This is a genomic window from Clostridium sp. LIBA-8841, from assembly GCF_034439435.1.
GTDB lineage: Bacteria > Bacillota > Clostridia > Clostridiales > Clostridiaceae > Sarcina.
Genome location: NZ_JAPCKJ010000002.1, coordinates 292,282 through 318,480, shown reverse-complemented (window position 1 = coordinate 318,480; position 26,199 = coordinate 292,282). Strand labels below are relative to the sequence as shown.

22 protein-coding genes and 1 other annotated feature are annotated in these 26,199 nt (G+C 26.7%); of the genes, 16 read left to right on the top strand and 6 right to left on the bottom strand.

Translation table 11 applies throughout. From position 1 onward, the window contains the following. Window positions 1-31: 31 nt before the first annotated feature. The 3 genes from OIF33_RS07120 to OIF33_RS07110 form a co-directional block, all read right to left on the bottom strand. On the bottom strand, window positions 32-1,354 hold the full coding sequence (locus OIF33_RS07120; RefSeq protein ID WP_322503535.1) for a hypothetical protein: 1,323 nt from the start codon (window positions 1,352-1,354) through the stop codon (window positions 32-34). Window positions 1,355-1,488: 134 nt separating this feature from the next. Then, window positions 1,489-1,824 carry a DUF1622 domain-containing protein gene (locus OIF33_RS07115; RefSeq protein ID WP_322503534.1) on the bottom strand — a complete coding sequence of 112 codons (336 nt, stop codon included), beginning with the start codon at window positions 1,822-1,824 and terminating at the stop codon, window positions 1,489-1,491. Between the two features lie 31 nt (window positions 1,825-1,855). After that, window positions 1,856-2,200 (bottom strand): DUF1622 domain-containing protein, encoded by a 345-nt coding sequence (locus tag OIF33_RS07110; RefSeq protein WP_322503533.1) that lies wholly within the window; start codon window positions 2,198-2,200, stop codon window positions 1,856-1,858. Window positions 2,201-2,865: 665 nt separating this feature from the next. Between OIF33_RS07110 and OIF33_RS07105 the strand changes: the two genes are divergently transcribed. Further along, on the top strand, window positions 2,866-4,770 hold the full coding sequence (locus OIF33_RS07105) for an endonuclease MutS2 (protein WP_322503532.1): 1,905 nt from the start codon (window positions 2,866-2,868) through the stop codon (window positions 4,768-4,770). Between the two features lie 45 nt (window positions 4,771-4,815). Here OIF33_RS07105 and OIF33_RS07100 read toward each other — a convergent pair whose 3' ends face one another. Next, window positions 4,816-5,472, bottom strand: a complete 657-nt coding sequence (locus tag OIF33_RS07100) for a pentapeptide repeat-containing protein (RefSeq protein ID WP_322503531.1) — start codon at window positions 5,470-5,472, stop codon at window positions 4,816-4,818. 352 nt (window positions 5,473-5,824) lie between these two features. Continuing rightward, window positions 5,825-6,706: a hypothetical protein gene (locus OIF33_RS07095; RefSeq protein ID WP_322503530.1), complete on the bottom strand. Its 882-nt coding sequence runs from the start codon at window positions 6,704-6,706 to the stop codon at window positions 5,825-5,827. Between the two features lie 429 nt (window positions 6,707-7,135). Between OIF33_RS07095 and OIF33_RS07090 the strand changes: the two genes are divergently transcribed. The 12 genes from OIF33_RS07090 to OIF33_RS07035 all read left to right on the top strand — a co-directional run bounded on the left by OIF33_RS07090 (window position 7,136) and on the right by OIF33_RS07035 (window position 23,291). After that, window positions 7,136-9,373 carry an EAL domain-containing protein gene (locus OIF33_RS07090; protein ID WP_322503529.1) on the top strand — a complete coding sequence of 746 codons (2,238 nt, stop codon included), beginning with the start codon at window positions 7,136-7,138 and terminating at the stop codon, window positions 9,371-9,373. A 98-nt stretch (window positions 9,374-9,471) separates the two neighbouring features. Continuing rightward, window positions 9,472-9,710, top strand: a binding site (T-box leader). A gap of 187 nt (window positions 9,711-9,897) precedes the next feature. Next, a complete protein-coding gene (locus OIF33_RS07085) occupies window positions 9,898-11,205 on the top strand; it encodes a dicarboxylate/amino acid:cation symporter (RefSeq protein WP_322503528.1) in 1,308 nt (435 codons plus the stop codon). 206 nt (window positions 11,206-11,411) lie between these two features. Continuing rightward, window positions 11,412-13,850, top strand: a complete 2,439-nt coding sequence (locus OIF33_RS07080; protein ID WP_322503527.1) for a hypothetical protein — start codon at window positions 11,412-11,414, stop codon at window positions 13,848-13,850. 386 nt (window positions 13,851-14,236) lie between these two features. Then, window positions 14,237-14,935 carry a response regulator transcription factor gene (locus OIF33_RS07075; RefSeq protein WP_322503526.1) on the top strand — a complete coding sequence of 233 codons (699 nt, stop codon included), beginning with the start codon at window positions 14,237-14,239 and terminating at the stop codon, window positions 14,933-14,935. A gap of 149 nt (window positions 14,936-15,084) precedes the next feature. Beyond that, window positions 15,085-16,005 carry an ATP-binding cassette domain-containing protein gene (locus tag OIF33_RS07070; RefSeq protein WP_322503525.1) on the top strand — a complete coding sequence of 307 codons (921 nt, stop codon included), beginning with the start codon at window positions 15,085-15,087 and terminating at the stop codon, window positions 16,003-16,005. Continuing rightward, complete coding sequence (locus tag OIF33_RS07065) at window positions 15,998-16,753, top strand: ABC transporter permease (RefSeq protein ID WP_322503524.1); 756 nt, start codon at window positions 15,998-16,000, stop codon at window positions 16,751-16,753. Before OIF33_RS07070 ends, OIF33_RS07065 begins: the two co-directional genes overlap by 8 nt. A 12-nt stretch (window positions 16,754-16,765) precedes the next feature. After that, the gene (locus OIF33_RS07060) at window positions 16,766-17,671 is read left to right on the top strand and encodes a HAMP domain-containing sensor histidine kinase (RefSeq protein WP_322503523.1); all 906 of its coding nucleotides are present in this window, start codon (window positions 16,766-16,768) and stop codon (window positions 17,669-17,671) included. A 416-nt stretch (window positions 17,672-18,087) separates the two neighbouring features. Continuing rightward, window positions 18,088-19,179, top strand: a complete 1,092-nt coding sequence (locus OIF33_RS07055) for a Gfo/Idh/MocA family oxidoreductase (RefSeq protein WP_322503522.1) — start codon at window positions 18,088-18,090, stop codon at window positions 19,177-19,179. Window positions 19,180-19,252: 73 nt separating this feature from the next. Beyond that, on the top strand, window positions 19,253-19,987 hold the full coding sequence (locus OIF33_RS07050; protein WP_322503521.1) for a sugar phosphate isomerase/epimerase: 735 nt from the start codon (window positions 19,253-19,255) through the stop codon (window positions 19,985-19,987). A 60-nt stretch (window positions 19,988-20,047) separates the two neighbouring features. Continuing rightward, window positions 20,048-20,968 (top strand): sugar phosphate isomerase/epimerase, encoded by a 921-nt coding sequence (locus tag OIF33_RS07045; RefSeq protein ID WP_322503520.1) that lies wholly within the window; start codon window positions 20,048-20,050, stop codon window positions 20,966-20,968. A gap of 216 nt (window positions 20,969-21,184) precedes the next feature. Then, the gene (locus OIF33_RS07040; protein ID WP_322503519.1) at window positions 21,185-22,213 is read left to right on the top strand and encodes a Gfo/Idh/MocA family oxidoreductase; all 1,029 of its coding nucleotides are present in this window, start codon (window positions 21,185-21,187) and stop codon (window positions 22,211-22,213) included. A 226-nt stretch (window positions 22,214-22,439) separates the two neighbouring features. Then, window positions 22,440-23,291 carry an AraC family transcriptional regulator gene (locus OIF33_RS07035; protein ID WP_322503518.1) on the top strand — a complete coding sequence of 284 codons (852 nt, stop codon included), beginning with the start codon at window positions 22,440-22,442 and terminating at the stop codon, window positions 23,289-23,291. A 71-nt stretch (window positions 23,292-23,362) separates the two neighbouring features. Here the strand turns inward: OIF33_RS07035 and OIF33_RS07030 are convergent, their stop codons facing one another. Further along, window positions 23,363-23,590 (bottom strand): single-stranded DNA-binding protein, encoded by a 228-nt coding sequence (locus OIF33_RS07030; protein ID WP_322503517.1) that lies wholly within the window; start codon window positions 23,588-23,590, stop codon window positions 23,363-23,365. Window positions 23,591-23,811: 221 nt separating this feature from the next. Between OIF33_RS07030 and OIF33_RS07025 the strand changes: the two genes are divergently transcribed. The 3 genes from OIF33_RS07025 (at window position 23,812) to OIF33_RS07015 (ending at window position 26,044) form a co-directional block, all read left to right on the top strand. Next, entirely contained in the window at window positions 23,812-23,997 is a 186-nt protein-coding gene (locus OIF33_RS07025) for a hypothetical protein (protein WP_322503516.1), read from the top strand. Window positions 23,998-24,168: 171 nt separating this feature from the next. After that, entirely contained in the window at window positions 24,169-24,711 is a 543-nt protein-coding gene (locus tag OIF33_RS07020) for a sigma-70 family RNA polymerase sigma factor (RefSeq protein ID WP_322503515.1), read from the top strand. A gap of 1 nt (window position 24,712) precedes the next feature. Then, the gene (locus OIF33_RS07015; RefSeq protein ID WP_322503514.1) at window positions 24,713-26,044 is read left to right on the top strand and encodes a DUF4179 domain-containing protein; all 1,332 of its coding nucleotides are present in this window, start codon (window positions 24,713-24,715) and stop codon (window positions 26,042-26,044) included. Window positions 26,045-26,199: the final 155 nt, after the last annotated feature.

Genomic DNA, 26,199 nt, shown 5'->3' with positions numbered 1-26,199 from the left:
TACATTTTTTTTTAAAAATGATTGATTTTTATTATAGGAAATCATAGAGTTCTATTATATAGTTAGCAATTATTGATAGCCTAACAGTTTTATATAAGTAAATATAATTTTCTAAAATTTTTTCATCATTAAATTTTATGTCGGTAGTAAATTTACTTTCTTTTAAGGATATGTTTAGGTCATTGAAATAGAGAGTATCTCCTATAATAGGTGATTTAAATTTTACATGAATAGAACTATCAAAAGGCACCCTAATAATATAGCTATGGAATTTAGAGACAAGAGGCGTTATTTCATTTTCTGGCAAAGAATATAATACATCTATTTCTAAATGACCGCTTAGAAACAAAAAGCCTGAAGTTCTACTTTGAGCATCTAGCATAAGTGAGCTTGAACAAAACTTGAGAGTGTTTTGTATTGAGTCTATGAAAGTAATATGTTTGGGAAAGTTTATATCACCTGTAAAAGTTTCAACTATAGAAAATTCATTTAGATAAATAGGTAATTTTGAAAATTTATAATTATCTTTTAGTAATTGAATATTATAGTTGGGAGTAACAAAGTTGTTATCAATATCCTTAAAATGGGTTGAATCTTTTAGGTGGATAATTGAATTAGTTATTTTTAATGAGGAAAAGAAATTTTTATTATGATTAAAAGTTTCTTTTCCTAAATTATCAGTTATAGACCTTGAGCTTGATATGTTGTTATTGACAATTGGCTCATGTAGTATAGTTTCAATAAGTATAGGCTTTGACTTTTTCATATTCTTACTAAGATTTGGCTGGTATGGTATAGCTTTTTTAAGTATAGATTTTGGCCTTTTTATATTTTTATTAAGGGTTGGCTTATATGGTACAGCTTCATTAGATGTAGGCTTCGGCTCTTCTATATTCTTAGTAAGAGTTGGCTGATGTAGTACAGCTTTATTAAATATATGCTTTGGCCTTTTTATATATTTATTAAGGATTGGCTTATATGGTACAGTTTCATTAGAGTTAGGCTTTGGCTCTTTTATATTTTTAGTAAGAGTTAACTGATGCAGTACAGCTTTATTAAATATAGGTTTTGGTCTTTTTATATATTTATTAAGGGTTGGCTTATATGGTACAGCCTCATTAGATGTAGGCTTCGGCATTTTTATGTTCTCAGTAAGAATTGGTTGATATGGTACATATTTATTAAGTATAGACTTTGTCTTTTTTATATTAAAATTTTTATTAGATTGTGGTGGTGAAGTAATTAAAATAATAATTTGACAAAATAAAAAACAAAATAATACTTTTCTAAATTTAGTCGAAAGTAAATCCTTACAATATAAAACAAATAAAGAAAAAACATATTTCAAATTCATTTAATTTTACCTCAAAAGCTTATTTACTTAATAGATATTAATAATTATTTAAAAATATTATATTTGTACGTAATTTATATGTATTTTAACCATATATAAAAAGAAAACTCATTGAGAGTTTTCTTTTTAGAATTTTATTTAGTTTTATTTAGCTTAAGTTCTTTCTTTAAGAAATAAGAAATTACAGTTCTAAGAGCAACTGTAGATCCTAAAAGTAGTATATCATATAAGGTTGGTTTTAAAATTGATAATATAATACCTGAACAGACTAATATTTCTAAACATAATAATATATATTTGCCTAAAGAGTTTTTAGCTATAGTTAATTTTTTGGCTTTTGATATTTTATCCTCTCTTGAAAACTCTGTTTTAAAGAATTTAAAGGTAGTTAAGATAACACCATAAACAACAATCATAACAGCTATTCCTTGTAAAACAAGAATTACTCCCTCTAAAATTCTATTCACCAAAGCAATCACTTCCTTTATAGTAATTTAGAATTTAATTTGCAAGATGTTCTTTGTTAGATTCAATTTCTTTATTAAGGAAGTAAGAAATTACAGTTCTTATGACTACGATAGAGGCTAGAACTATGATATCGTGAAATGTAGGATTTAATATAGATTCAATGATATCTGCACAGATTAGAAGCTCTAGTCCAAGTAATATATAAGTTCCTAAGCAATTTTTCACAATAGTTAATTTTTTTACTGCATCAATTCTGTCTTTAGATTTTATTTCAGATATAAGAAAATCCTTTGCAGTTAAAACAACTCCCCACAAAAGAACTATTATTGATATTGTATTTATAATCCAAATTGCTCCTTCTAAAATATGTTTAAACATATAGTATTCACTCCTTATCTTTAAATTTAAAAAAGCATAGTTTTTATTTAATTTTATATAAATAGTATATCATAAAATTTTATACAGTTTATTATTGTATACTTTAGATAATTTGAAATTATTAATTTATAAATACTTTCTTTAATTTTTTTAAATTAAAGAAATTTTGAAGGTAAGTAGTATAGTAGAGTAAATAATATTAATATAAAATAAATAATTGACAATTTATTTCTTATATATTAATATGTTAATATATAACATATTAATATATAAGAGGTGTTTTATGAGTGAGGTAGTATCTAAATAGATAATTTAATATTTAAATAAGTCTTTTAAATCAAGGTATTAATTACCTTTATTTGTTGTGGATTTATTTAGATTATTCTATGAAGATACAATCTAGCTATATACCTTTTAAGTAATAAGTTAAAAATTATTACTATTCATTAATTTAAGTATAAATACTTAAATTTTACAGGTGTAATTTAAAGCTGTGGAGTATCCATGGCTTTTTTTATTTGTAAAATTAAGGACTAATTGACAAAAGTATATTTTAAAGAATTTTCTTTGAAATATTTAAAGGTAAAATATATAGATTATGTATCTTCATGGAAGAAAATAAGATTTTGCTAATTTATTAAAGTTTCTGAAATGAGGAGAATATTATGAATAAGAATACATTTGAAAAATTACAATACAATGAGCTTAAGGATATTATAAAGTCATATTGTGTTAGTGGCTTAGGAAAAGAATTAATTGATAAATTAGAGCCAAGTTCTAATTTAAAGGTAGTAAAGAAAAGATTAGATGAAACAAGTGAAGGAAGAAATATATTAAGTATTTCTAGTTACATCCCTTTAGATGGGATATCAAATATAAAGAGTTTGATTAATAATCTTGAAAAAGGACTTATACTAGAGCCTCAAGAGCTTGTGGCTGTAGGGGATTTTTTAAGAGGGTGTAGAAAAATAAAAAGTTTTATGGAAAAGAAGAGTGATTATGCAAAAACACTTAGTGAATATAGTAATTTAATAACGATTTTACCTAATATTGAAGAAGAAATAGAAAATAGCATAAAGGGATCTTTAGTAGAGTCAAATGCAAGTAAAGAGTTAAAAAGAATAAGAAGACATATGGAAAATTGTGAGGAGAAAATAAATCAAAAATTAGAGAAATTTTTAAAAAGTAGTGCTAATAAAAAGTATATACAAGAGTTTTTTATTAGTAAGAGAAATGATAGATTTACTATTCCAATAAAAGCTTCTTATAAAAATCAAGTTGAAGGAACTGTTGTTGAAGTTTCATCAAAAGGATCAACTGTATTTATAGAGCCAGCTAGTATTTCAAAACACACTTTAGAATTAGCTGTGTTAAAGTCAGAGGAATCTATTGAAGAATATAGAATACTTTCAGAGCTTACTAACTTAGTTTTTGAAAAGGTAAAAGAAATAAAAATAAACATAGATGTTATTGCAGAGTATGATATGATTTTTGCAAAGGCCAAATATAGCAAATCTATAGAGGGGATAAAGCCTAAACTTAATAATCATGGATATATAAAGATAAATAATGGAAAGCACCCATTGTTAAAAGGAAATGTAGTACCTTTAGATTTTGAGATAGGAAAAAATTATAGATCTTTAATAATAACAGGTCCTAATGCAGGAGGAAAAACAGTAGTTTTAAAGAACGTAGGATTAATTTCTTTAGCTGTTCAAAGTGGATTTCATATAAATGCTAAAGAAGGAAGTGAAATTTCAATTTTTGAAAAAATATTTGTTGATATAGGTGACAATCAAAGTATTGAAAATTCTCTTAGTACATTTTCATCTCATATGAAAAACTTATCTGAAATAATTAATAGTTGTAATAAATCAACTCTTATATTATGTGATGAAATTGGAAGTGGAACAGAACCTAATGAAGGAGCAGGTCTTGCAATAGCGATTTTAGAAGAATTTTATAAAAGAGGTTGCATAACAGTAGCAACAACTCATTATGGAGAGATAAAGAACTTTTCGGAAAATCATGAAGACTTTGAAAACTCGGCTATGCAATTTGAAAGTGATACACTAGAACCCTTATACAAATTACTTATAGGGAAAACAGGAGAAAGTAATGCTCTTTGGATATCTAGAAAGATGGGGATAAATGAAAAAATACTAGAAAGAGCTAGGGGATATATTGAAAATAGGAATTATAATTTTGAGAAATTAAATGAGAATAAGGTTAGAAAGAGTCAACTTGAATGTGAAGAGATAAAAATAGAAACAATTGATTTTAATATTGGGGATAGAGTTAGACTGTTAGATTTTAATGAAGTTGGAATAGTGTATAAGCCTAAAGACAAATATAATATATTAACTATTCTTTATAAAAATGAATTTATAGAGGTTTCAGCAAGGAGAGTTCTTTTAGAGATTAAGGCGGAAGAGTTATATCCTAAGGACTATGATATGGATTCATTATTTATAGATTTTAAGGAAAGAAAACTTGAGAAAGATATTAAAAGAGGCTCAAAAAAAGCCTTGAAAAATATTCAAAAGGAAATAAGAAAAAATAAAGCTTAATTTATTAAAAGACAGTATCAAAATAATTTTGATACTGTCTTTATTTTATAATAATCCTTCAGTTTTAAATTTTTCAATTGCTTTATTTATGTAACTTAGTGTACAGAAATCTCTATCTATTCTTTCAGCAGAAAGCTTAAGTCCTTTTATAAGAGTACTTTCTTTATGGTCTTCAAGAAGTCTCATTAAACTTATTGGGTTTATATCACCTTCTTTTGTATCTAGAACTCTAGATTTTTTTATGTATTTATTCTTCATAGCTTCTAAAACAGATGATTTAAGTTCTTCACTTATATCAAGGGAAGGCATAGATTCGAAAATTTTAACTTCATCTTCAGTAAATTTCATTCCAACTGTTTTACTTATATCTGTATCTAGAAATATAACATTTTCAAAAGTAGCACCTGAAAAATCAGCTCCATCTAGATTTACTCCTTCAAATATTACATTTTCAAATTTTGCCTTCTTAAACTTACTTTTTTTAAGATTACTTCCTATGAATTCTGATGAATCAAATTTGCATTCAAAGAAATCACAAGATTTAAAATGTGCACCTCTAAAGCTTGCATAGCTAAAATTAGAATTTGAAAAATCACAGTTGTAGCAGTTTGCTCTTCTAAAGTCCATGTACATAAAGTTTTTGTTTCTTTTTTCTGCCTTATTGTATTTAAAAATTTGAGTGTTTTTTGTAGTTGTTGTCATAATGTGACCGTTACTAATTTGCTTTATAACAAATATATGATTATTATCAGGTAGTAACGGATTTCACCACCTTTCTTAATTTTAATATCCAACTAATGAATAGAAATTATTACTTTAGAGAGTAATAATTTTTTAAGATTAAAATACTTATACATTATATAATAATTAACTTAACTTTTCTTTTCACATCTTTACATTGTATCACAGAATATTGGTATTAGAGAATATCTTTTAGAGTATATTGCAAATAGTTAAAAAGAAGAAGATATTAAAAGATAGAAAAAATAAATAAGTAAGATGTATTAAATAAAATAAAAAGGCAGCTTGAAATAAAATTCAAGTGCCTTTTTATTTAAAGTTTAAGATCTTCTTCTATCTTTCTTCTTACTTCCTCATCATAGTCATATATTCTAAGATATGATTCACTTATAGAGCTCATAAAATCTTTATATTCATCTATGCTCATAAAAGAATATTTAGAAAGTTTAAATGGTATTACTTTACTTTCAGCGATATATTCCTTTACATTTACAATCAATATTATAACTGTAAGAACATCGCTAGTACTTGCATAATCTAATAGTCTTAAAGGAATATCTTCAAAATATAATGCTTCAGAGGCGATTAATCCTAATAGATTTCTAACTTCATCTTTAAATTCTAGAGGTTTTAAATCTAGTTTTTCAAGATAGTTTTTTATATCATCTGATTTCTCATAAATTTTATCTAGGAAATTTTCAACGATTGCTTTAGTGAATGTTTCTGAAGATGGAGTTTTTTTCTTTATGCAACAATTATAAGAGGAAAGAAAAAGTAGAGATGATATAAAATTAAGTAAGTTTAAATTATATTTTAAAGTAAGCTGATAATAAGAAGATTTAAAATCTTTATAATAATCTTTACTTAAAGTTGAATTTTTAAATATAGAGCAATGTTTAAAATAGGCATAAGGATTGTTATTAAACCAATTTCTGAATTCATCTGCATTCTCAAGTATAAATTCTAAAATTAATTCACCTTCATTTAATAATCTTTTAAAAAGAGTTAATTGTTGAAGTTGAAAGGAACAGCCACTTAAGGTTGTAGATGCTACTCCAGAATAATCAGAATTCAAGGCTCCCGTTAGCATGTTACGTTCACCAATTTTTTCATAAAAAAAATCTGAAAAAGTACTGTTTGATAATCTATATAGAATATCATCTAAAGCCTCATTGTTAAACAGATTCTTTTCCATATAATTTTCAATAAGAGCATATAATCATAGGAGAATATCCACCTATTGATTAAACCTCCCTTCTTAAAGTAATAAAAATATTTATATATTATATGCATATATTTTCTAATTTGTTTATAGGATAAATTGTAGAAATTGTGAATAAATAGAAATGTATCGAATATATTTAGTAGCTCTTATTTTTATAAATGAATTTTAATCTACATAAAGAAGTAGAGCTTGGCATCCGGCGAAGGACAAACCAAGCTCTACAAATAATTAGCACTATACGTACCAACTGCTTAATAATAATATCATTTTATTTATAAAGTTGTCAATAGATAAAAACAAAAAAAGATAAATATGATGACAATTAATTGCATTAATATCTAAATATTGACATAAAATTCTAGCTTTGAGATAATATTTATATCCAAATTGGGTGAGGAGATGATTAAAATTAAAAGAAAAGTTAAATATTTTTTAATCATATCATTAGTTTTAATCACATTTTTCATATTATATTATTTTAACTGTAGAAGAATTCCTAATGTGATAAGTAGAATAGAGTATTCATATTTAGAAGGAAAATATACAAATGATTATGTTATAAGTGAGGCTGAAAAAAAAGTTTCTAATGACAAGGAAAAGAATTCAGATGATTATTTTATTTTAGGATATTATAACTTGAAAATTAGTGGAGATAAGGAATTAGCTAAAGGGTACTTTGAAAAGACAATTGAGAACAAGAACAAAAAAACATCAAAATTTGCTATTTTATATTCCTCTAGCTATTTGTGTGAAAATTCTTTAGATAATAGAGATGTTAATAAAGCTATCCAATATGATAAAGAAGGTTTTGAAAGTTTAAGTCCAGATGATTATAATAAATACCAAAAAATAATATGGGATACCTCAAGAAGGCTTCTAGATACAGAGGATGGAATACATGAAGTTTTAGGTATATATAATACAATGAATGACTATAGTTATAAGCTTAATAATAAAAATAAGTTATATGTTTATGAAAGATTAGCAATAATAAATACTATTTTAAATAAGTATGCATCTGCAATTGAAGATAATTTAAATGTTATAGATTATGCAATTAAAACTAAAAATAACGAAAGTAGATATAAAGCCATAATAGGTCTAGGGATTATAGCTAAGAAAATGGGTCAATATGATGAGGCACTTAAGACATTAAATGATATAAAGAATATAGATATAAACAACAAGGCAGTTAAGTCTGAATTAAATATATATAAATTAATAAATATGAGTGAAATAGAGGCCATGTTGGGAAATTATGATAAGTCATTATCATATATAGATGAAATTGATAAATATAATGATGATATCAATGAAAACAAATATAATTATGTTAAAATTTTAGAGAATATAATAAAAGCTGAATGTCTAAGTGGTGAAGGAAAACTTTCAGAGGCTTCAAGTCTTTTGGATACAGCAAAGGAAAATATAGCTAAGGATAAAGTTACATTTCTTTCTGATAAAGATATTATGTATTATGATGTATTGGCCAATTTATATTTTAAAGAAAAAAATTATAATGAATCCATAAAAGCATATGAAAAATTAATGGATTTATCAAAAGAAAGCTATAATTTAGAATATCTAGAAAGAGCTTTAGAAGGATTAATTAAATCTTCTAGTAGTATTGGAAATTATGAGCAAAAGGATAAATATATTGATGACTTATTATATTTAGAAAACTTTAAAAATAAAAATTTTGCAGAGAATTACTATAAAAATTCAATAAATGAATATGAAAATAATATAACTAAAAAAGAGAATAATTTAATAAAAAATATTAATTTAATTTTTAAGTTTTTAATAATTATATTGTTTTTAGTAGTTTTAAAATTAAATATTTATCCAGTTTTAAATAAGTTAATAATTAAGAAGAAAATCAAAAGATATATAAGGGAAGATAGCTATTTACTGAATTATCAACCTATAGTAGATCCTAAAAAAGAGAAGATTGTTGGTTTCGAAGCACTTTTAAGGCTAAAATTAAAAGATAAGATAATTATGCCTAACATAATAATAAATGATATAGAAAAGGCTGATATGATGAGTGCAGTATCAATATGGATACTGAATAGAATAATAATTGATTATGAAGAATTAAGCAAAATAAAGAGCTTATCAGATAAGTTTTATGTCTCTATGAATATATCATTAAAAGAAATTGAAAATACAGATTTTGTAGAAAATTTAATAATTATACTACATAATTCAGGATTGAGTGATCAAAGAGTTGGTATAGAAATCACTGAAAACAATAAATGTAAAAATCAAGAAAATGCTAAGAATAATATTGAATATCTTAGAGAAAATGGATTTTTTATTGCTTTAGATGACTTTGGAGTAGAATATTCTAATCTTTCAATGTTAGAAAAGTTCAATTTTGATGTTATAAAATTGGATAAGTGTTTTATAGACAATATTGAAGAGTCAGATGTGAATAAATCTATTATAGAAACTTCAGATTATTTATCTTGTACAAGAAATAAGACAATAATTGTTGAAGGGGTAGAATCGAAAAATCAAGTTGATTTTATAAAAGATACAAAATCAAATAAAATTTATATTCAAGGATATTTTTACAGCAAACCTTTGTGTTTAGCTGATTTGAAGAAACTCAATTTGTTTAATAGAAAGTAATCTATATAAAATTATTTATTAAAATTTTAATTATTTTAAAAAAAATGTTGACTTTAAAAAACAAATAATATATTATTTAAAACAAGAAAAATATTCTTTCAAATGCGTTGAAGAGGGAAAGTAAATATTATAAGTTACTACAGAGAAAGGTTAGTTTGCTGAGATAACCTGTAATAAGTATTATTGAAGTGCCCCTTGGAGCTGAAATGCCGAATTAAGTAGGTGTTTATGGGAACTCCCATTATAGAGTTAGGGTATGTATGTACCTAAATAGAGATGGATATATTTTATATCTAATCAGAGTGGAACCGTGGAAGTATAGCCTTCTGCCTCTGTAATTTACAGGGGTAGAGGGCTTTTTTTATTATATATTTTGCTGGCCAGCATATAGAGATAAAATTATACTTTTTACTTATATGATTAAAACTTAATTTTAAAGATTTAATCTAAAACTTTGTTTTAAAGTAAAAACATATTGAAACAGAGTTAAATAAAAAAATAATTTTACAAAGGGAGAATTTAATATGATTAATATTCAATTAGTATTAGCAATTGTATTTTCAATATTAGCAACTTATGCTATATACAAAATAAGAAAAATAACAAATAAATTTTCATTTGCTACGCTGACAGCATTAACTTTAGGAGTAGTACTTGGAATTATATTTAAGGAAAATATACTATTTTTAGATACAGTAGGAAAGGCATATATGTCTTTAATTAAGATGATAGTAGTGCCTTTAGTAGTGACATCTTTAATAACTAGTATTGTTAGATTAGAAAATTTAAATACATTAAAATCAATAGGAATAAAGACATTTACTGTTTTATTAGGAACTACAGGGGCTGCAGCTATTATAGGTATAATAGTAGCAAGTGCTTTAAGACTTGGACAAGGATTAAGTCTTGTAGGAGCTGAAAACTTTAAACCAAGGGAAATACCAGAGTTTTCAAAGGTATTTATAGATATGTTACCATCAAATCCTTTAGCAGCAATTGTAGATAATAAGATAATACCAATCGTTATTTTCTCAATGTTTGTAGCTATTGCCTTAGTTATTGAGGATAATACAAACAAGGAGAAGGCAAAACCTTTTAAAGATTTTGTTTTATCTGCTTATGATGTGGTTTTAAGAATTACTAAAATGGTATTAAGAATAATACCTTATGGAGTTTTTGCCTTAATTGCTACGGCTGCAGCAAAAAATGGAGTTGATACTTTAATGTCATTAATATGGGTTATTGCCGCTGTTTATATAGCTGCTTTACTTCAATTTTTATTTGTATATACTCCATTAGTAAGCTTTGTTGGTAAAATGAATCCACTAAAATTCTTTAAAGGAATTTTCCCTGCACAGGTTGTAGCATTTACAAGTCAAAGTAGTTATGGAACTTTACCTGTTACAATAAAATCCCTAGTAGAGGGTGTTGGGGTATCAGAAAATATAGCAAGTTTTGTTGCACCCCTTGGATCAACAATTGGATTAAATGGATGTGGTGGATTTTACCCAGCAATAGTTGCTATATTTGCAGCAAATATGTTTAATATGGAGCTTACTATGTACTCATATATACTTATTGTACTTACAGCAGTAATATCTTCTATTGGTATAGCTGGGGTACCAGGTTCAGCTACTATGTCAACAACTGTAATGTTAGCAGCTTTGGGTTTACCAATAGAAGCTTTAGCAATGGTAATAGCTGTTGACTCAATAATTGATATGATAAGAACTGCTACTAATGTTACTGGAGCTTCAGTAGCGGCATTGGTAGTTGATCAAACAGAGAAAAGAAAAGAATATGAGGTTAACAGTATAGCGCAAGAAGCATAAAATTTTAAAAATTTTTAGAATGATTAATAAAAAAAACTACTTTATTTGAATTTATATGTATTAACATATAGTCAAATTTCATATAAAGTAGTTTTTTTTTAGGTTATTTTATTAAAATATTCAAAAAAATATTAATTATGTTATAATGTAGACGTTATCAAATGTAAATACAAATAGAAAATATTTATGAAAATGGGGGCAGAGCCATGGGAGAGTTTAAATTAAAGAAAAAGTGGGAAGTTTTATTAATTCATCATTCTCACACAGACATCGGATATACACAAAGTCAGGAAACTATCGAACATTATCATGTTAATTTTATTAAGCAAGCTATTGAAATCGCAGAGGAGCTTAGAAAAGATGAGAGAGAAAGTGAATTCATTTGGACTTGTGAATCTTTTTGGGGTGTTGAATGTTTTCTAAAAGCAGCATCAGAAGATTGGAAAAAACGTTTTGAAACTTGTGTATTAAATGGAAGTATTGAAATTACAGGCAATTATTTAAACTTAAATGAAACAATTGATTATTATGTATTAAAAAATCATATTTCAGAGGCTGTTAATTATTGTGATAACTTAGGGAAAAAAGTAAATTCTTCAATGACAGCAGATATTAATGGATATGCATGGGGATATGCAGATGCCTTATATGAAAGTGGAATAGAAAATTTATATTCATGTGTCCATTCTCATCATGGTATGTATCCTTTATTTAAAAAACAAACTCCTTTTTATTGGGAATCTCAAAAAGGAAATAAGATCCTTGTTTGGAATGGGGAGCACTATCATTTTGGAAATGAATTTGGAATAGTAAAAACTGCAACAGGTTCATATATAAATAGAGATGAATTAACCTCCTCATTTACAGAGGATAAAAGATTTGAATATGGAAAAATAAGAATGTTTAGATATTTAAAAGGATTAGAAAATCAAGATTATGAGTATGATTTTGTTCCGATAACAGTACATGGTCTTCCAACAGATAATGGTTCACCTAATATTGAAGTTGTTGAATTTATAAATTGGTGGAACAATAATTTTGGAGAAGAAGTAGAAATGAAGATGATTTCTTTAGATTCATTCTTTAAAAAAATTAAAGACTCAAAGGTTGAAATTCCGACTTATAAGGGAGATTGGCCAGATTGGTGGTCTTTTGGAGTAGGATCAACACCTCAAGTTTTAAAAATATACAAAGAGGCTCAAAGACTTTTAAATACAACTAAGCTTATAGATGAGGATTTTAGTCTTAGTAATAAAGAGTGGATTAAAGAGTGTGAGAATCAGTTAATGCTTTATTCAGAGCATACATGGGGACATTCATCTTCACTTACTAATCCTTGGAATAGTTTTGTGAATCTATTAGATTATAAAAAATCAGGTTATGCCATAAGAGCTCATGAAATGGCAATAAGAAATTATAATAAGGTTTTAGAAGAAAAAGGAATGACTACATTAAAGCCAAATAGAAAGCTTAAGTTTAAAATTGTTAATCCACACAATAAGAGGATTACAGAATGTATTAAGCTTTCTCTAGATTATTGGGAAATTTCAAACTTAAGAGAGACTATAGTAGATAACTTAGGAAATGAATTTAAGACTCAAAGCGAACCACATCCACGTGGAGTTTATATAAACTTTGTAATAACTTTAGAGCCTAAAGAAGAGAGAAATATTTGGGTTAAGAGACATGAAGATGATATTAATTTCATAAAAATTGCTAATGAAAGCCACTGCTGTCAAGGGATTGATGATATATTCCTATATGAAGACAATAGAGAAATAATAAAGTATGAAAATGCTTTTGAAAATAATAATGTTAGAATTAAGTGGAACAAAGAAAAGGGAATAATAAGTTGGTTTGATAAGATTAATCAGGTTGAATTATATGATGAAAATTCTAAAGTTGGTGCATTTATGCCTGTTTATGAATTGACTGAAGTAGTTGAACAAACTTCTGATGCTCAATATAAAGTTCGTCAGGTTTTAGGACGTAATATGAGGGGAATTAATGCTAAAGTTTTTTATCCAGAAATAAAGAGTATAAGGGTAAGCGAACTAGGAGAAGTCTTTGGAAAGATAAATTTAGAGTTAGACTTAAAAGGTACAGGCTTAATAAATGTGGTAGTAAAAATATACAATGAAATAAATAAATCTGAAATAAATGTTGTTATGAATAAGGAAAGTGTTTGGGATCCAGAGAGTATGTATATAGCATTACCATTTGCTTATAACAATAATAAAATGGATTTATTCTGTGAAAAGACTGGTTGTGTAGTTCAGGTCAAAAAAGAACAACTTCCAGGAACAAATTGTGACTTTAATTTAGTTCAAGAGGGAGTTGTACTTAAAGAGGGGGACTATGGTATAAGTATAGCTATGCCAGATTCATCTTTAATCTATACATCTCAGCTTAAGTATGAAAATTCGAAGAAATTATTCCATGAAAAATATATAGATTCAAAAGATTACGAGCTATATTCTTGGGTAATGAACAATATTTGGGAAACTAATTTTAAAGCTTCACTAGGTGGATTCATAGAATTTAACTACTCAATAACTTGGGGAAATAACGGTGAAAATCAGTTTGAACTAGCAGAGCGTAATAAAGAGATGAATTTAGGATTCTTAAACTATAGAATAGATTAAGAAATATTTTTTATAAAAGAACGAGAAGTTTTTATGAAGGATGTGAAGTCTTTCAACTAGAAGATATAAAAGAAATATATGATGAAAAAACCTATGCTTAATAATGATTAAAAGCATAGAAATCTAATAAAGAGAGAGTATATTAAATTATTATTTTTTATAAATATATAATTTAATTACTCTCTTTTAAGTTATTTAAAATATAATTAGAGGCTAATCTAATAAATAGAAATAAAAATTAAGTAAAATTTAAACAAAATATCATGTAATAATATGGTATTATTTTTGTGAAAGAAATATTATGTTTAGTTATAAAGGAGTTAGTACTGTTAAAGTTATTGTTATTATAATATAAACTTTAAGAGTGTTTAAATAGGTGGATAATTATGAGTGAAAATAAATTAGGAAATATTTTGATTGTAGAGGATGATATAGATATAAACGGCTTGTTAAGTAAAATTCTTACTAAGGAAGGTTATAATGTTAGACAAGCGTTTTCTGGCTCAGAGGGGAAAATGTGTTTGGAATTTTTTGAGTTTGATATTGTATTACTTGATCTCATGTTGCCAGGAATAACTGGTGAAGAATTTATTGAGGAGATTAGAAAGATTAAGAATACTCCTATAATGGTTATATCAGCTAAAACAACAGTAGAGGATAAAATAAATGTTTTAAGGTTAGGCGCAGATGATTTTGTAACAAAGCCTTTTGATGTTCAGGAGGTTTTAGCTAGAGTTGAGGCTCACTTAAGAAGAAATAAAATAATAAGCAATAAAAAAGAGGAAAACACAACATTGAAATACAAAAAGTTAATTCTAGAACCTAAAAGTAGAGAAGTAAGAGTTAATGGAGAAGGACTTCAACTTACTTCAAAGGAATTTAAAATATTGGAATTACTAGTAAGCAATCCTAAAAGAGTTTTTACAAAAGGAAATTTATTTGAAACTGTATGGGAAGAAGAGTTTTTTGGTGATGACAACACTATAAATGTTCACATAAGTAATCTTAGAAATAAAATAGGAGCTTTAGATAGTGAAAATGATTATATAAAAACTATATGGGGTGTTGGCTTTAAAATGGAGTAATTTACACTTAAAATAGAGCCATTTAAAAAAGAGTTAATAAAAAACTTAAGACTTTCTTAAGGGTTTCTTTAAGGTATTTTGAGACTTAGGGTTTATTATATAAACATAGAGAGAAATACAGAGAAAAACTTATTAGGAGGTAAGGAACTTTGGAAAATATAATTTCTGTAAGGAATTTAAACAAAAGATATGGCAAGAAGATTGTTCTTGATAACTTAAACATGAATTTAAAAAAAGGTGATATATATGGATTGGTCGGAAAGAATGGTGCAGGTAAGACAACCTTAATAAGGATGATTTTATCTCTAGCAAATATTGATTCTGGGGAAATAGAGCTTTTTGGAAAAATAGATGAGAAGGAAAAACTTTTAGAGCATAAAAAAATAGGAAATATAATAGAAACTCCAGCATTTTATTCATTTTTTACGGCTAAGCAAAATCTTGAATATTATAGAATTCAAAGAGGAATAGTAGGAGAAAAATCTATTGATGAAGTATTAGAAATGGTTGGACTTGGTGATGTAGGAAATAAGAAATTTAAAAAGTTTTCTTTAGGTATGAAACAAAGGCTTGGATTAGCTCTTGCACTTTTAGGAGAACCTGAACTTCTTATCTTAGATGAGCCAACTAATGGAATGGATCCTATGGGAATTAGAGAAGTACGTGAAGTACTTTTAAAATTAAATAAATTAAATGGAGTTACAATTTTAGTATCAAGTCACATATTGGGAGAATTATCACAACTTGCAAATTGCTACGGATTTTTAAAAGATGGAAAAATAGTAGAGGAAATTTCAGAGGAAGAACTTAATGAAAAATGTAGACACCATTTACTTATTAAGGTTGATGACTGTAAGAGAGCCTCTATAATATTAGAACAAGCATTAAAGAATAATTCATACGAGATTTTACCAGATGGATTTATAAAAGTTTATAGAGAGTTAGATAATCCACAGAGAATAAATAGAGCTTTAGTAGAAGGTGGAGTAGATGTTTATTCTCTAGAAAGAGTTGGAGTTAATTTAGAAGATTATTTTATAAATCTTATTGGAGGTGAAAATAATGCTTAATCTAATAAAAGCAGAACTTTATAAGACATCAAGAAGGCCATTTTTATATATTACAATTTCTTTAGGTTTTAATTTACTTATAGTGGTAGCTGGAGTGGCTATTAGTAATATGATGAGAGCAACCTCTACTGTGATGGATTTCTCACCATTAGCTTTTACAGCAATTAATTTTATAGGTGCAATTTCTTTTATGATGCTTGCATTTATGGATGTACCTATGGAAGAATATAAGGAAAATACTCTTAAAAACTTAGTTTCTTCAACTTTATCAAGAGAAAAAATATATTTAGGTAAATATATAGCACAAGTAATAATATTTTTAATTATGGAAATAGCAGCAGTAATAACTATGATAGTAACATCATATATTTTTGGATTAGTTGGACCAAATGGTTTTTCTGACTTTTTAGATGTAATATATAGATTATTAGTAGCATTTCCAATATATTTAAGTGCATTAGCCTTATATGATTTAATAACTATAATCATTAAAAAAGAAACATTAGCTGTGGTGATAATTTTAGGAATAGTTTCAGGAGTACCAATAGTATTTTCTATATTAGATAGCCTTTATGGAGGAGTTTTCACTTTGATTTATCCTTACTTATTATTTAATCCTTTAAAAGAATTAGTTAGTATTGGATTAACTGATAGTATTATAGGAACAAATATAATAGTAGGAATAGTGAATACAATAGTATTTTTAATTTTAGGACTTTTAGTTATGAAAAAACAAGAAGTTAAATAAGGAGGAAGTATATTGGACCTTTTTATAATAGGATTGCTTTCCGCAATCCTTATTATTGTTGTTATAAATTTGATTTTTAAAAAAAGAGAAATAAATAAAATAACTTTAGATTTAAAAAGACTAAATAGAGAGGGAAAGACTGAGAAGTTAAGATTAGGAGTTCCAAATAAAAATATTGAAAATTTAATAATAGAAATAAATAAACTAATTGATGATAAAAAAGAAAAAGAAGCGATTTATAAAGAAAAGGATATGGAGCTAAGAGATGCCATAGCCAATATGTCACATGATTTAAGAACCCCTTTAACATCAATAATGGGATATGTTTACTTATTAAATGATGAGAATCTAAAGGAAGATGAAAAAAGAGAGTATTTAAAAATAATAGAAAAAAGAGCTTCAGTTTTAAATGGATTAATAACTAACTTTTATGGCTTATCTAGAATTCAAGCAGATCAATATGAAATTACCCTTGAACCTATTAAACTAGAAATAGTTTTAGGAGAAATTATTGCAGCTTTTTATGAAACTTTATATGAGAAGTTTGGAGAACCGGAAATTGAAATTGAAGAAGGATTAAATATAGTATTAGGTGATAAAGAATCCCTAAACAGGATATTTACAAACTTAACTGAAAATATAATAAAGCATGGAGAAGGGGAGGTTAAAATATCCTTAAGAAAAGAAAAAAATAATATAATAATAGAGTTTTCTAATAAAGCTGAAGCACTGGAAGCTAAAGATATAAATAGAATTTTTGAAAAGTTTTTTACTAGAGATAGAATGAGAACTGGACAAAATACTGGCTTAGGCTTGGCAATAGTTAAATTATTAGTAGAGAAACAAGGACAAAAGATAGAAGCTAAAAAAGTTGGAAATAGACTTGTTATAAATATAATATGGAGTTTATCCAAGTAAAAAGAGCACTAACTTATTAAAGTACAGAGTTACTTTATTGAAAGTTAGTGTTTTTTTATTTTGTTTTTAAGAATATGGTCTTAGGGTACTATCTAAAAAGCAATACTAATTTAAACCATGAACTTATTTTGAAAAGTTTGTATTATTTATAATTTTATTTTTGGTCATTATTTTTTTTAGTATCCATTAGGAAATTTAGAGATTTATACAATATAAAAAATAAGCAATATATGAGAAGAAGTAAGCAATTAATGACAAGTATTTTGGGAATGGATGGTATAGAATGGAGTTGTAAATAAGAGGGAGAAATCCTTGGAAAGAGTCAATTCGTTAATTTAAATTTAAGATAAAAAATATGAGGGGAGTGAGAAAGCTTATTTATTTTAAAGCAATATTCAAATAAATAAGTGAATTTTATGAGTAGAATAGTTAAAGTTGGAATAATAGGTTGTGGTGGGATTGCTAATGGTAAGCATCTACCAGGATTATCAAAGATTAAGGAAGTTGAATTAATAGGATTTTGCGACTTAGAAATAGAGAAGGCAGAAAAAGCTGCCAAAGAATATGGTATAGAGAATGCAAAGGTTTATTCTGATTATAAAGAACTTTTAAAAGATGAAGAAATTGAAGTTATACATGTTTGTACACCAAATAGATCTCATAGCTTTATAACTATAGATGCTTTAGAAGCTGGTAAGCATGTAATGTGTGAAAAACCAATGGCTAAGACATCAGAAGAAGCAAGAAAAATGCTTGAAGCAGCAAAGATAACAGGTAAAAAACTAACAATAGGATATCAAAATCGTTTTAGATTGGATTCAGATTATCTTCATAAGGTTTGTGAGGCTGGAGAATTAGGAGAGATATACTTTGCAAAAGCTCATGCAATAAGAAGAAGAGCAGTTCCAACTTGGGGAGTTTTCTTAAATGAGTTTGAACAAGGCGGAGGTCCTTTAATAGATATAGGAACTCATGCATTAGATTTAACTTTATGGATGATGAATAATCATAAGCCAAAATACGTTGTAGGAAATGTTTATCATAAATTAGGTAATAAGGAAAATGCAGCTAATGCATGGGGACCATGGGATCCGGAAAAGTTTACTGTTGAGGATTCAGCTTTTGGATTTATAACAATGGAAAATGGAGCAACAATAGTTTTAGAGTCAAGTTGGGCCTTAAATTCACTTGAAGTTGATGAAGCAAAGACAACTCTTTGTGGAACTGAAGGTGGAGCTGATATGAAAAATGGATTAACTTTAAATGGAGAAAAGTACAGTAGACTTTATGAGAAGAAAATAGATTTACAAGCTGGAGGAGTCGACTTCTATGAAGGAGAGTCAGAAGAACCAGGAGATTTAGAAGCTAAGTCTTGGATAAATTGTGTAATAAACGATTTAGAGCCAGTGGTAAAACCTGAGGAAGCCTTAGTAGTAACAGAAATACTTGAAGCAATATATGAGTCTTCAAAAACAGGACAACCAGTATATTTAAATGGTTCTGTCTAGAGGAGCATTGATTTTTAGCTAGTCATTTAATAAATAGGTTTTATTTAAGGTTATATAAAGGTGGTGAGGTAGGATGAAAATAGGACTTCAGCTTTGGAGTGTAAAGGAAGAGTGTGAGAAAGACTTTATTGGAACTTTAAAAAAAATAGCTAACATGGGGTATGATGGTGTCGAATTTGCTGGCTATGGAAATCTAAGTAGTGCAGAATTAAAAAGAGTTTTAGGGGAGCTAAATTTAAGTTCTTGTGGTAGTCATGTACCTTTAAATGATTTAAGAGATAATTTAGATGAAGTTATAAAATTAAATTTAGATATAGGAAATAAGTATATTATTTGTCCGTATGCTTCTTTTAATAATGAAAATGATGTAAAGGAAGTTTCAGATATATTAAATAAGGCCTCATATATATGCAGTAAAAATGGATTGGTTTTAGGATATCACAATCATAATCATGAGTTTAATAAGTTTAATGAAAAGTCAGTATTAAATTTATTATTTGAAAGATTTAATAAAGAAATAATAAGTGAATTAGATACTTATTGGATTGAATATGCAGGAATAAATGCTGTTTCTTATATGGAGGAACATAGGGATAGAATAAAACTTATTCATATTAAAGATATGATTGTGGCTAATAAAGAAAAGAATTCAACGGAAATAGGAAATGGAATATTAGATATAGAGTCTATTGTAAAAAAGGCTAAAGAAAATAATTTAGAATGGATTATAGTTGAGCAAGAGTTTTTTACAAAGTCTCCAATTGAAAGTGTACAAGAAGGATTAGAATACCTTAAAACAATAGTATAAAATGAAAAGTTTAAGTTAAATCAAGAATTTAAAGATTTTAAATGTATGGGAGGATTTATTATGTATTTAGGATATTTAACAGGATGTCTTGGCAATATGCCATTGAAGGAAAAGGCAAAGTTAGCTAAGGAGTATGGATTTGAGGCTTTAGAAATTTCATGTTGGCCAAGAACAAATGATAGAGATTATTCTGGAAGTGATATAGATGTTGCTAATCTTACTGAGGAAGAGGCAGAGGGAATAAAGGAATACTTTGAAGATTTAGGATTGAAGATATCCTCTTTAGCTTACTATGATAACAACTTAGATAAAGATTTAGAAAGAAGAGCTTTTATCAACAATCATTTTAAGAAATGTGTAGATGCCGCAGTAATGCTTGGAGTACCAGCAGTGGGGACATTTGTAGGAAGAAATGCAGATAAAACTTTTGAAGAAAATTTTGATGAATTTGAAGTAGTTTTTAAAGAGCTAGTTCAATATGCAGAGGATAGAGGAATTAAGGTTATAATTGAAAACTGTGATATGAATGGATGGCAAACTCAAGGGTATCCAGGAACAATTTCTTTTACTCCAGAGCTTTGGAGAGAAATGTTTAAAAGAGTTCCAAACAAGAATTTTGGACTAAACTATGATCCATCACACTTAAAGCACTTATTAATAGATTATATTGAACCAATAGAGGAATTTAAGGATAGAATTTTCCACACACATGCTAAGGATACTGAAATATTTGAAGATAAGTTAAGCAAATATGGAAAGTGGAATAAGATTCTTTCAACAACTGAAGATTTTGGATATTGGAGGTATAGAATGCCAGGCCTTGGAGACATTGATTGGAAAGCATTTATAGATAAATTAAAAGAAGTAGGATATGACGGAGTTTTAAGCATAGAGCATGAGGATCCTGTATATGAAGGTTCTGAGGAAAAAGTAAAAGAAGGATTAAAACTTGGAGTAGAATATTTAGGTAAGTTAATATAGAGCGTTTTAATTAGGTTTTAAATGAAAGTTGATTTTTAGCTAGTCCTTAAGACTTAATTATCAATTAAGGAAGTCTTGTATTTCTAGCTAAAAATCAACACTAGTTTAAATCCTAGCTAAGTTTATTTTGAATAAGTATTAATTTTAAGAAGTGTTAAAATTTTAGATGTAATATTTATCTACTATATAAAAGGTGAGTTTATGGAGGAGGTTATTATGAAAAAACTTAGAGTTGGAATAGTTGGTTGTGGAAATATTTTTCCTATGCATGCTCAATCAATAAAAGGAATTGAAAATACAGAGATAGTAGCTGTTTGCGATATAAAAGAAGAAAGAGCTAAAAATAAAGGAAATGAGTATAATTGTAATTATTATTTAGATTATAAAGAGATGTTTGAAAAAGAAAATTTAGATGTGGTACATATATGTCTTCCACATTATCTTCATCCAGAGGTTTCTATATATGCTTCTAATTTAGGGATAAATGTTTTAACAGAAAAACCTATGTCTATAAGTTTAGAAGATGGAGAAAAAATGGTTAAGGCAGCTAAGGATAATAAGACAGTTTTAGGAGTTATTTTTCAAAATAGATATAACCCAGGTTCTAAACTAATAAAAGAAACCTTAGAATCAGGTGATTTAGGCAAGATTAAAGCTGGTAAGTTAGAGGTTACTTGGGATCGTTCAGATGAATATTACACTAATAGTGATTGGAAAGGAACTTGGGATAAAGAAGGTGGAGGTGTAATAATAGACCAAGCTATCCATACAATGGATTTAATGAGATGGTTTATTAATGATGATATTGATTATATAGATGCTAACATAAGTAACAGAGCACATGAAATAATAGAAGTTGAAGATAGTGCAGAGGGTGTTATAAAGTATAAAAATGGAGTCCTTACGGCTTTTCATGCAGTAAATTATTATTCCTATGATGCACCAGTTGAGATTGAATTACATTGTGAAAATGGAATAGTAAAAATGATAGCAGATAGAGCCCATATAAAATTTAATGATGGGAGAGAATTGATTGCTGATAATGATCCGAATGAAACTTTTGACTATGGAAATGGAGTTAAAGGATATTGGGGAACAAGTCATAAAAAGCAGATAAAGAATTTCTATGAGGCATTAAAAAATGGAATTGAACCAGAGATAACAGGAGAAGAGGCACTAAAAACTCAAAAGATGATATGTAATATTTACAAATCAGGTAAAGAAGGCGTAAGAATAAAGTTTTAGAGTTTATAATATGTAAGCCTATATTTATTTTAATTAAGATAAATTAAAGAATAAGAGTTGTGTAAATTAGCAAATATTTTATACAACTCTTATTTCATTAAGTAGAATATAAACAATAAAACAATATATTTACAAATTATTTCTTTACATAATATATAATAAAATTAAGTATAAGGGAGGAAGTATAATATGCCTAATTTTAATGTTTTAAAAGGGAAATGGATATATGAAGGGATATTTTGAAAAAACAGTATTAGAAGCTGATTTTCCCATGAGATTTTTCTTTAATGATGGAAATATAAGCACACCACATCATTGGCATGAAGATATTGAAATAATATATATAGTGAATGGGAAATTAAAGGCTGGAGTAAACAAAGAATGTTACAACCTAAATAAAGGAGATATTCTTATAATTGGACCAGGAGAAGTTCATTATTTTCTAAAGGAAAATAATTTAAGCATTAGAGCTGTTATCCAGTTTAGAATGTCAATATATGATAGCTTTAATTCTGGAACTAAGGATAGATTAACATTAAAGCCTATGTTTTCTAATTGTAAGTTGCTTAGTAAAGAAGATGAAATTCACGAAGTGTTAGAAAAACAAATTAAGGATATTATAAGAGAACATGAAGAGGCAAAGGAAGGATATAAACTTTTTTTAAAAGCTAGACTTTATGATTTAGCAGGGATACTTTTGAGATCTCTTCCTAAAGATACTGGCAAAAGTGAAAATATTGAAAAACAAAAAGAGCGATTAGAAAAGTTAGATAGTGTAATGCAGTATGTGGAAAAGAATTATGATAAGAGTATAACTTTAGATGAAATATCAAAGGTAGCGGGTTTTAGTAAATTTTATTTCACAAGATTTTTTAAAGAAAATACAGGAATGACTTTTATAGATTATTTAAATAATTTCAGAATAGCAAAATCTGAATGGCTATTATTAAATGAGGAAAATAGTATAACAGATGTTGCTTTTAAAGCAGGCTTTAATAGTGTTAAAACTTTTAATAGAGTTTTTAAAAATTTAAAGGGATGTAGTCCTATGGAATACAAGAAAAATTTAAATCTATAGAATAGAAATTAGAAATAAGCAATTTAATTTTAAATTGCTTATTTTTTATTTATTATCAAATGAATTTTATTCTAAAGTTTTTTATAAACTTGATGACCTTCTCTGATTTCATTTAGTGCTTTGATTCTTAAATCATTTTTTTTATTTATATATTTAAGAAATGCAGATTCTAAGGTTCTCTTTTCTGTCAGTGATAGCTTATCCCAAATTATTTTAGGGAAAAGATCTTTTACTATGAAAGTTTCACCAGAATGTATAAAACTTAAGAGATTAACTGCTTGTGGCAATAGTGAATTCATAAGAAAACCTCCTTTATAAAGTTTGAAATACTACTGGCTATAATATATGTTTCAATATTGATTTTAAGAACTTAAATAATAAATTTATGTGAAAAATTTATCATTATGCCAAATTTCTACAAAAAAAGTTTCTTTCTTATAGTATTATGTTTTGGTGACATACAAATTGCTTGAAGAATTATTTGTATTAAGGGTTAAGTAAAATACAGGAGAGGAAATAAATGGATAGTTTTCAATCACAGTATTTCTTTTTAATAATATACTTTTTCTTAGGATTTTTATTTATTAAAGCAGAAAAGATTAAAAATAAGTCTATTGCACTTTTAATTTATATTGCACCAGGATTAATTATTACAATAATTATGTTTTTACTTTTTGAAGCTATGATTGAAATATTTAAAATATAATATGATTTATAGAGTAATTATTATTAAGACTTTAATATAAAGGTTTGATTTACATTGTGAATCAAACCTTTTTTATAAAATTTTTTAAATATTGAAATAGTTCTAAAGTTTATTACGAATATATTATTGAAACTATGAAAGTACTTTCAGTTTTAGTAGGAGGAAATTTAAATGATAAATAAGGGGAACTTCCTTAGGCAATTAAAAAAGAGGGATATAACGGCTTTAGATTACGTTATAGATAATTATTCTAATGTTATTTTTAAAGTTGCTTATGGAGTTTTAAATAATAGACAACTAAGTGAGGAATGTGTAAATGATGTTCTCTTAAAAATATGGGATAATATACATCATTTTAATAAGGAGGAGGAAAAGTTTTATCCTTGGGTTTTAGCTATTTCAAGATATACAGCAATAGATATATTAAGAAAAGAAGTAAGACATTCAAAAACTTTAGATATTTCAGATGTTAATGTATCAGAAGAGGTTTGCTTAGCTAGTCAATGTCATAGTAAAAATCAATTGGACATGGTAACTAAAGAGATAAATTCTATGAAGGATATTGATAGGGAAATATTTTTAAGAAAATTTTATTTAGAGGAAACTAGTGAAGAGATAAGCAAGAAAATGGGATTAACTAATAAGTTTATAAATCTTAGAATTTTTAGAGCAAGAAATAAGTTGAAGGCTAAGTTTAAGGGGAGGAATGTATAAGATGAATCCAAAGGATATTTTAGATAAAATAGATGAGATTAATATTGATGAAATAGAAATAGCAAAGGTAGATTTAGGCGAAATAGGAAAAGAGAGAGTAAGAAAAAAAATTAAAAATACTATAAAAGATAGAAAAAATAAAAAGTTTAAGAAATCAGCTATTGCAGCTACTCTAGCTTTAGGAATACTCACAGCAGGAGTTATAAGTAAGCCAGTAATAGCTGCTAATATTCCAATTATAGGTGATATATACAGAGAACTTGGCTTCTTTAAAGGGTTTGAAGATTACACAAATTATATAGGGGAAACAAAAGAAGTTGATGGATACAAGTTTACAATAGATAATATAGTAGGAACTCCAACTGACTTGCTTGTAGGAGTTAAGGTTGAAAGTCCTGTAGCTTTAAAAGGATTAGTACAAGAAGATAACTTTAGAGTTGATATTAATATGAATAAGTTTGGAGTACATTCTTGGGGTTCTGGAACTGATGTAACTTATTTAGATGATTATACAGCAATATTAACTGCTGAGATAAATACAACAGATAAAAAGTTGAGAGAAATTGGAGAGTTAAATTTAGTTGCAACAAAGGTTCAAGAAAATGATACTTATATAAGTGCTGATTTTAATGTTAAAGTAGATTTTAGTTCAAGTTTTAGGGATATAGAAAAAGTACGAGTTAATGAAAGAGTAGATAAAAATATAAAAATAAATTCCATTGAAGGAAATATTGTTGAATCTAAACTTTGGTTTGATGGACTTGGAGCATTTGAAGATAATTCAATATTTTATTTAATGGTTGATGGAAAAGCATATGGATGGTGGGATGGTACAGTAATGGAAGATACATCATTAATTATTCCTAGAACTGTATCAGTACTTAATTTTCCGAATATTAAATATGAAGATATAAAAAATGCTGAAGATATAAAAGTTATTTATGCAAGGATAGATGAAGAGTATAAAGAAGAATTAGATATTAAGTTAGAAGAGAAGGATGGAATAAAATATCCTGTGGAGATGAACTATGGAGAAGATTTAAAGGGAGGATTTTATGAGGTTAAAAGGGAAGATGGTAAAATAAAATTCTACTTTAAGAGTAACTATAATCCTTTAACTCTATTTAGGGATATTATGTTAAGAGAAGTAAAAGATGAGGATGAGTATGGACAAAGAATTTTAGGAGGATTTTATGAAAATCCAGAAAGAGAAGGAGAGTATATTTTAGAGTTTGAAGATATAGATATAGATAATCATTTAGAGCTTGTTTATTGGCATAGAACAAGTAATCTAAGTGATATAAAAGATTATAAAGTAATTGATGTCAAATAAAAAATAAATTTTAACTTTAAGGTGAGTGAAATTATTATATAGTTTTACTCCCCTTTTTTAGTGTATAATACATATATAATTTTCATATATTAAGTTTTTTGAAAGTAGAAAAAAGTTTTAATAGATAAAATATATTGAATAAAAATTAAAAGTAT

What these genes read in the sequence shown, in the direction of transcription:
- OIF33_RS07095 (WP_322503530.1), bottom strand. Translation starts at nt 6,706, where the DNA reads ATGGAAAAGAATCTGTTTAACAATGAGGCTTTAGATGATATTCTATAT.
- OIF33_RS07055 (WP_322503522.1), top strand. Translation starts at nt 18,088, where the DNA reads ATGAGTAGAATAGTTAAAGTTGGAATAATAGGTTGTGGTGGGATTGCT.
- OIF33_RS07020 (WP_322503515.1), top strand. Translation starts at nt 24,169, where the DNA reads ATGATAAATAAGGGGAACTTCCTTAGGCAATTAAAAAAGAGGGATATA.
- OIF33_RS07030 (WP_322503517.1), bottom strand. Translation starts at nt 23,590, where the DNA reads ATGAATTCACTATTGCCACAAGCAGTTAATCTCTTAAGTTTTATACAT.
- OIF33_RS07015 (WP_322503514.1), top strand. Translation starts at nt 24,713, where the DNA reads ATGAATCCAAAGGATATTTTAGATAAAATAGATGAGATTAATATTGAT.
- OIF33_RS07080 (WP_322503527.1), top strand. Translation starts at nt 11,412, where the DNA reads ATGGGAGAGTTTAAATTAAAGAAAAAGTGGGAAGTTTTATTAATTCAT.
- OIF33_RS07025 (WP_322503516.1), top strand. Translation starts at nt 23,812, where the DNA reads ATGGATAGTTTTCAATCACAGTATTTCTTTTTAATAATATACTTTTTC.
- OIF33_RS07090 (WP_322503529.1), top strand. Translation starts at nt 7,136, where the DNA reads ATGATTAAAATTAAAAGAAAAGTTAAATATTTTTTAATCATATCATTA.
- OIF33_RS07105 (WP_322503532.1), top strand. Translation starts at nt 2,866, where the DNA reads ATGAATAAGAATACATTTGAAAAATTACAATACAATGAGCTTAAGGAT.
- OIF33_RS07050 (WP_322503521.1), top strand. Translation starts at nt 19,253, where the DNA reads ATGAAAATAGGACTTCAGCTTTGGAGTGTAAAGGAAGAGTGTGAGAAA.
- OIF33_RS07110 (WP_322503533.1), bottom strand. Translation starts at nt 2,200, where the DNA reads ATGTTTAAACATATTTTAGAAGGAGCAATTTGGATTATAAATACAATA.
- OIF33_RS07120 (WP_322503535.1), bottom strand. Translation starts at nt 1,354, where the DNA reads ATGAATTTGAAATATGTTTTTTCTTTATTTGTTTTATATTGTAAGGAT.
- OIF33_RS07100 (WP_322503531.1), bottom strand. Translation starts at nt 5,472, where the DNA reads ATGACAACAACTACAAAAAACACTCAAATTTTTAAATACAATAAGGCA.
- OIF33_RS07065 (WP_322503524.1), top strand. Translation starts at nt 15,998, where the DNA reads ATGCTTAATCTAATAAAAGCAGAACTTTATAAGACATCAAGAAGGCCA.
- OIF33_RS07045 (WP_322503520.1), top strand. Translation starts at nt 20,048, where the DNA reads ATGTATTTAGGATATTTAACAGGATGTCTTGGCAATATGCCATTGAAG.
- OIF33_RS07075 (WP_322503526.1), top strand. Translation starts at nt 14,237, where the DNA reads ATGAGTGAAAATAAATTAGGAAATATTTTGATTGTAGAGGATGATATA.
- OIF33_RS07040 (WP_322503519.1), top strand. Translation starts at nt 21,185, where the DNA reads ATGAAAAAACTTAGAGTTGGAATAGTTGGTTGTGGAAATATTTTTCCT.
- OIF33_RS07035 (WP_322503518.1), top strand. Translation starts at nt 22,440, where the DNA reads ATGAAGGGATATTTTGAAAAAACAGTATTAGAAGCTGATTTTCCCATG.
- OIF33_RS07085 (WP_322503528.1), top strand. Translation starts at nt 9,898, where the DNA reads ATGATTAATATTCAATTAGTATTAGCAATTGTATTTTCAATATTAGCA.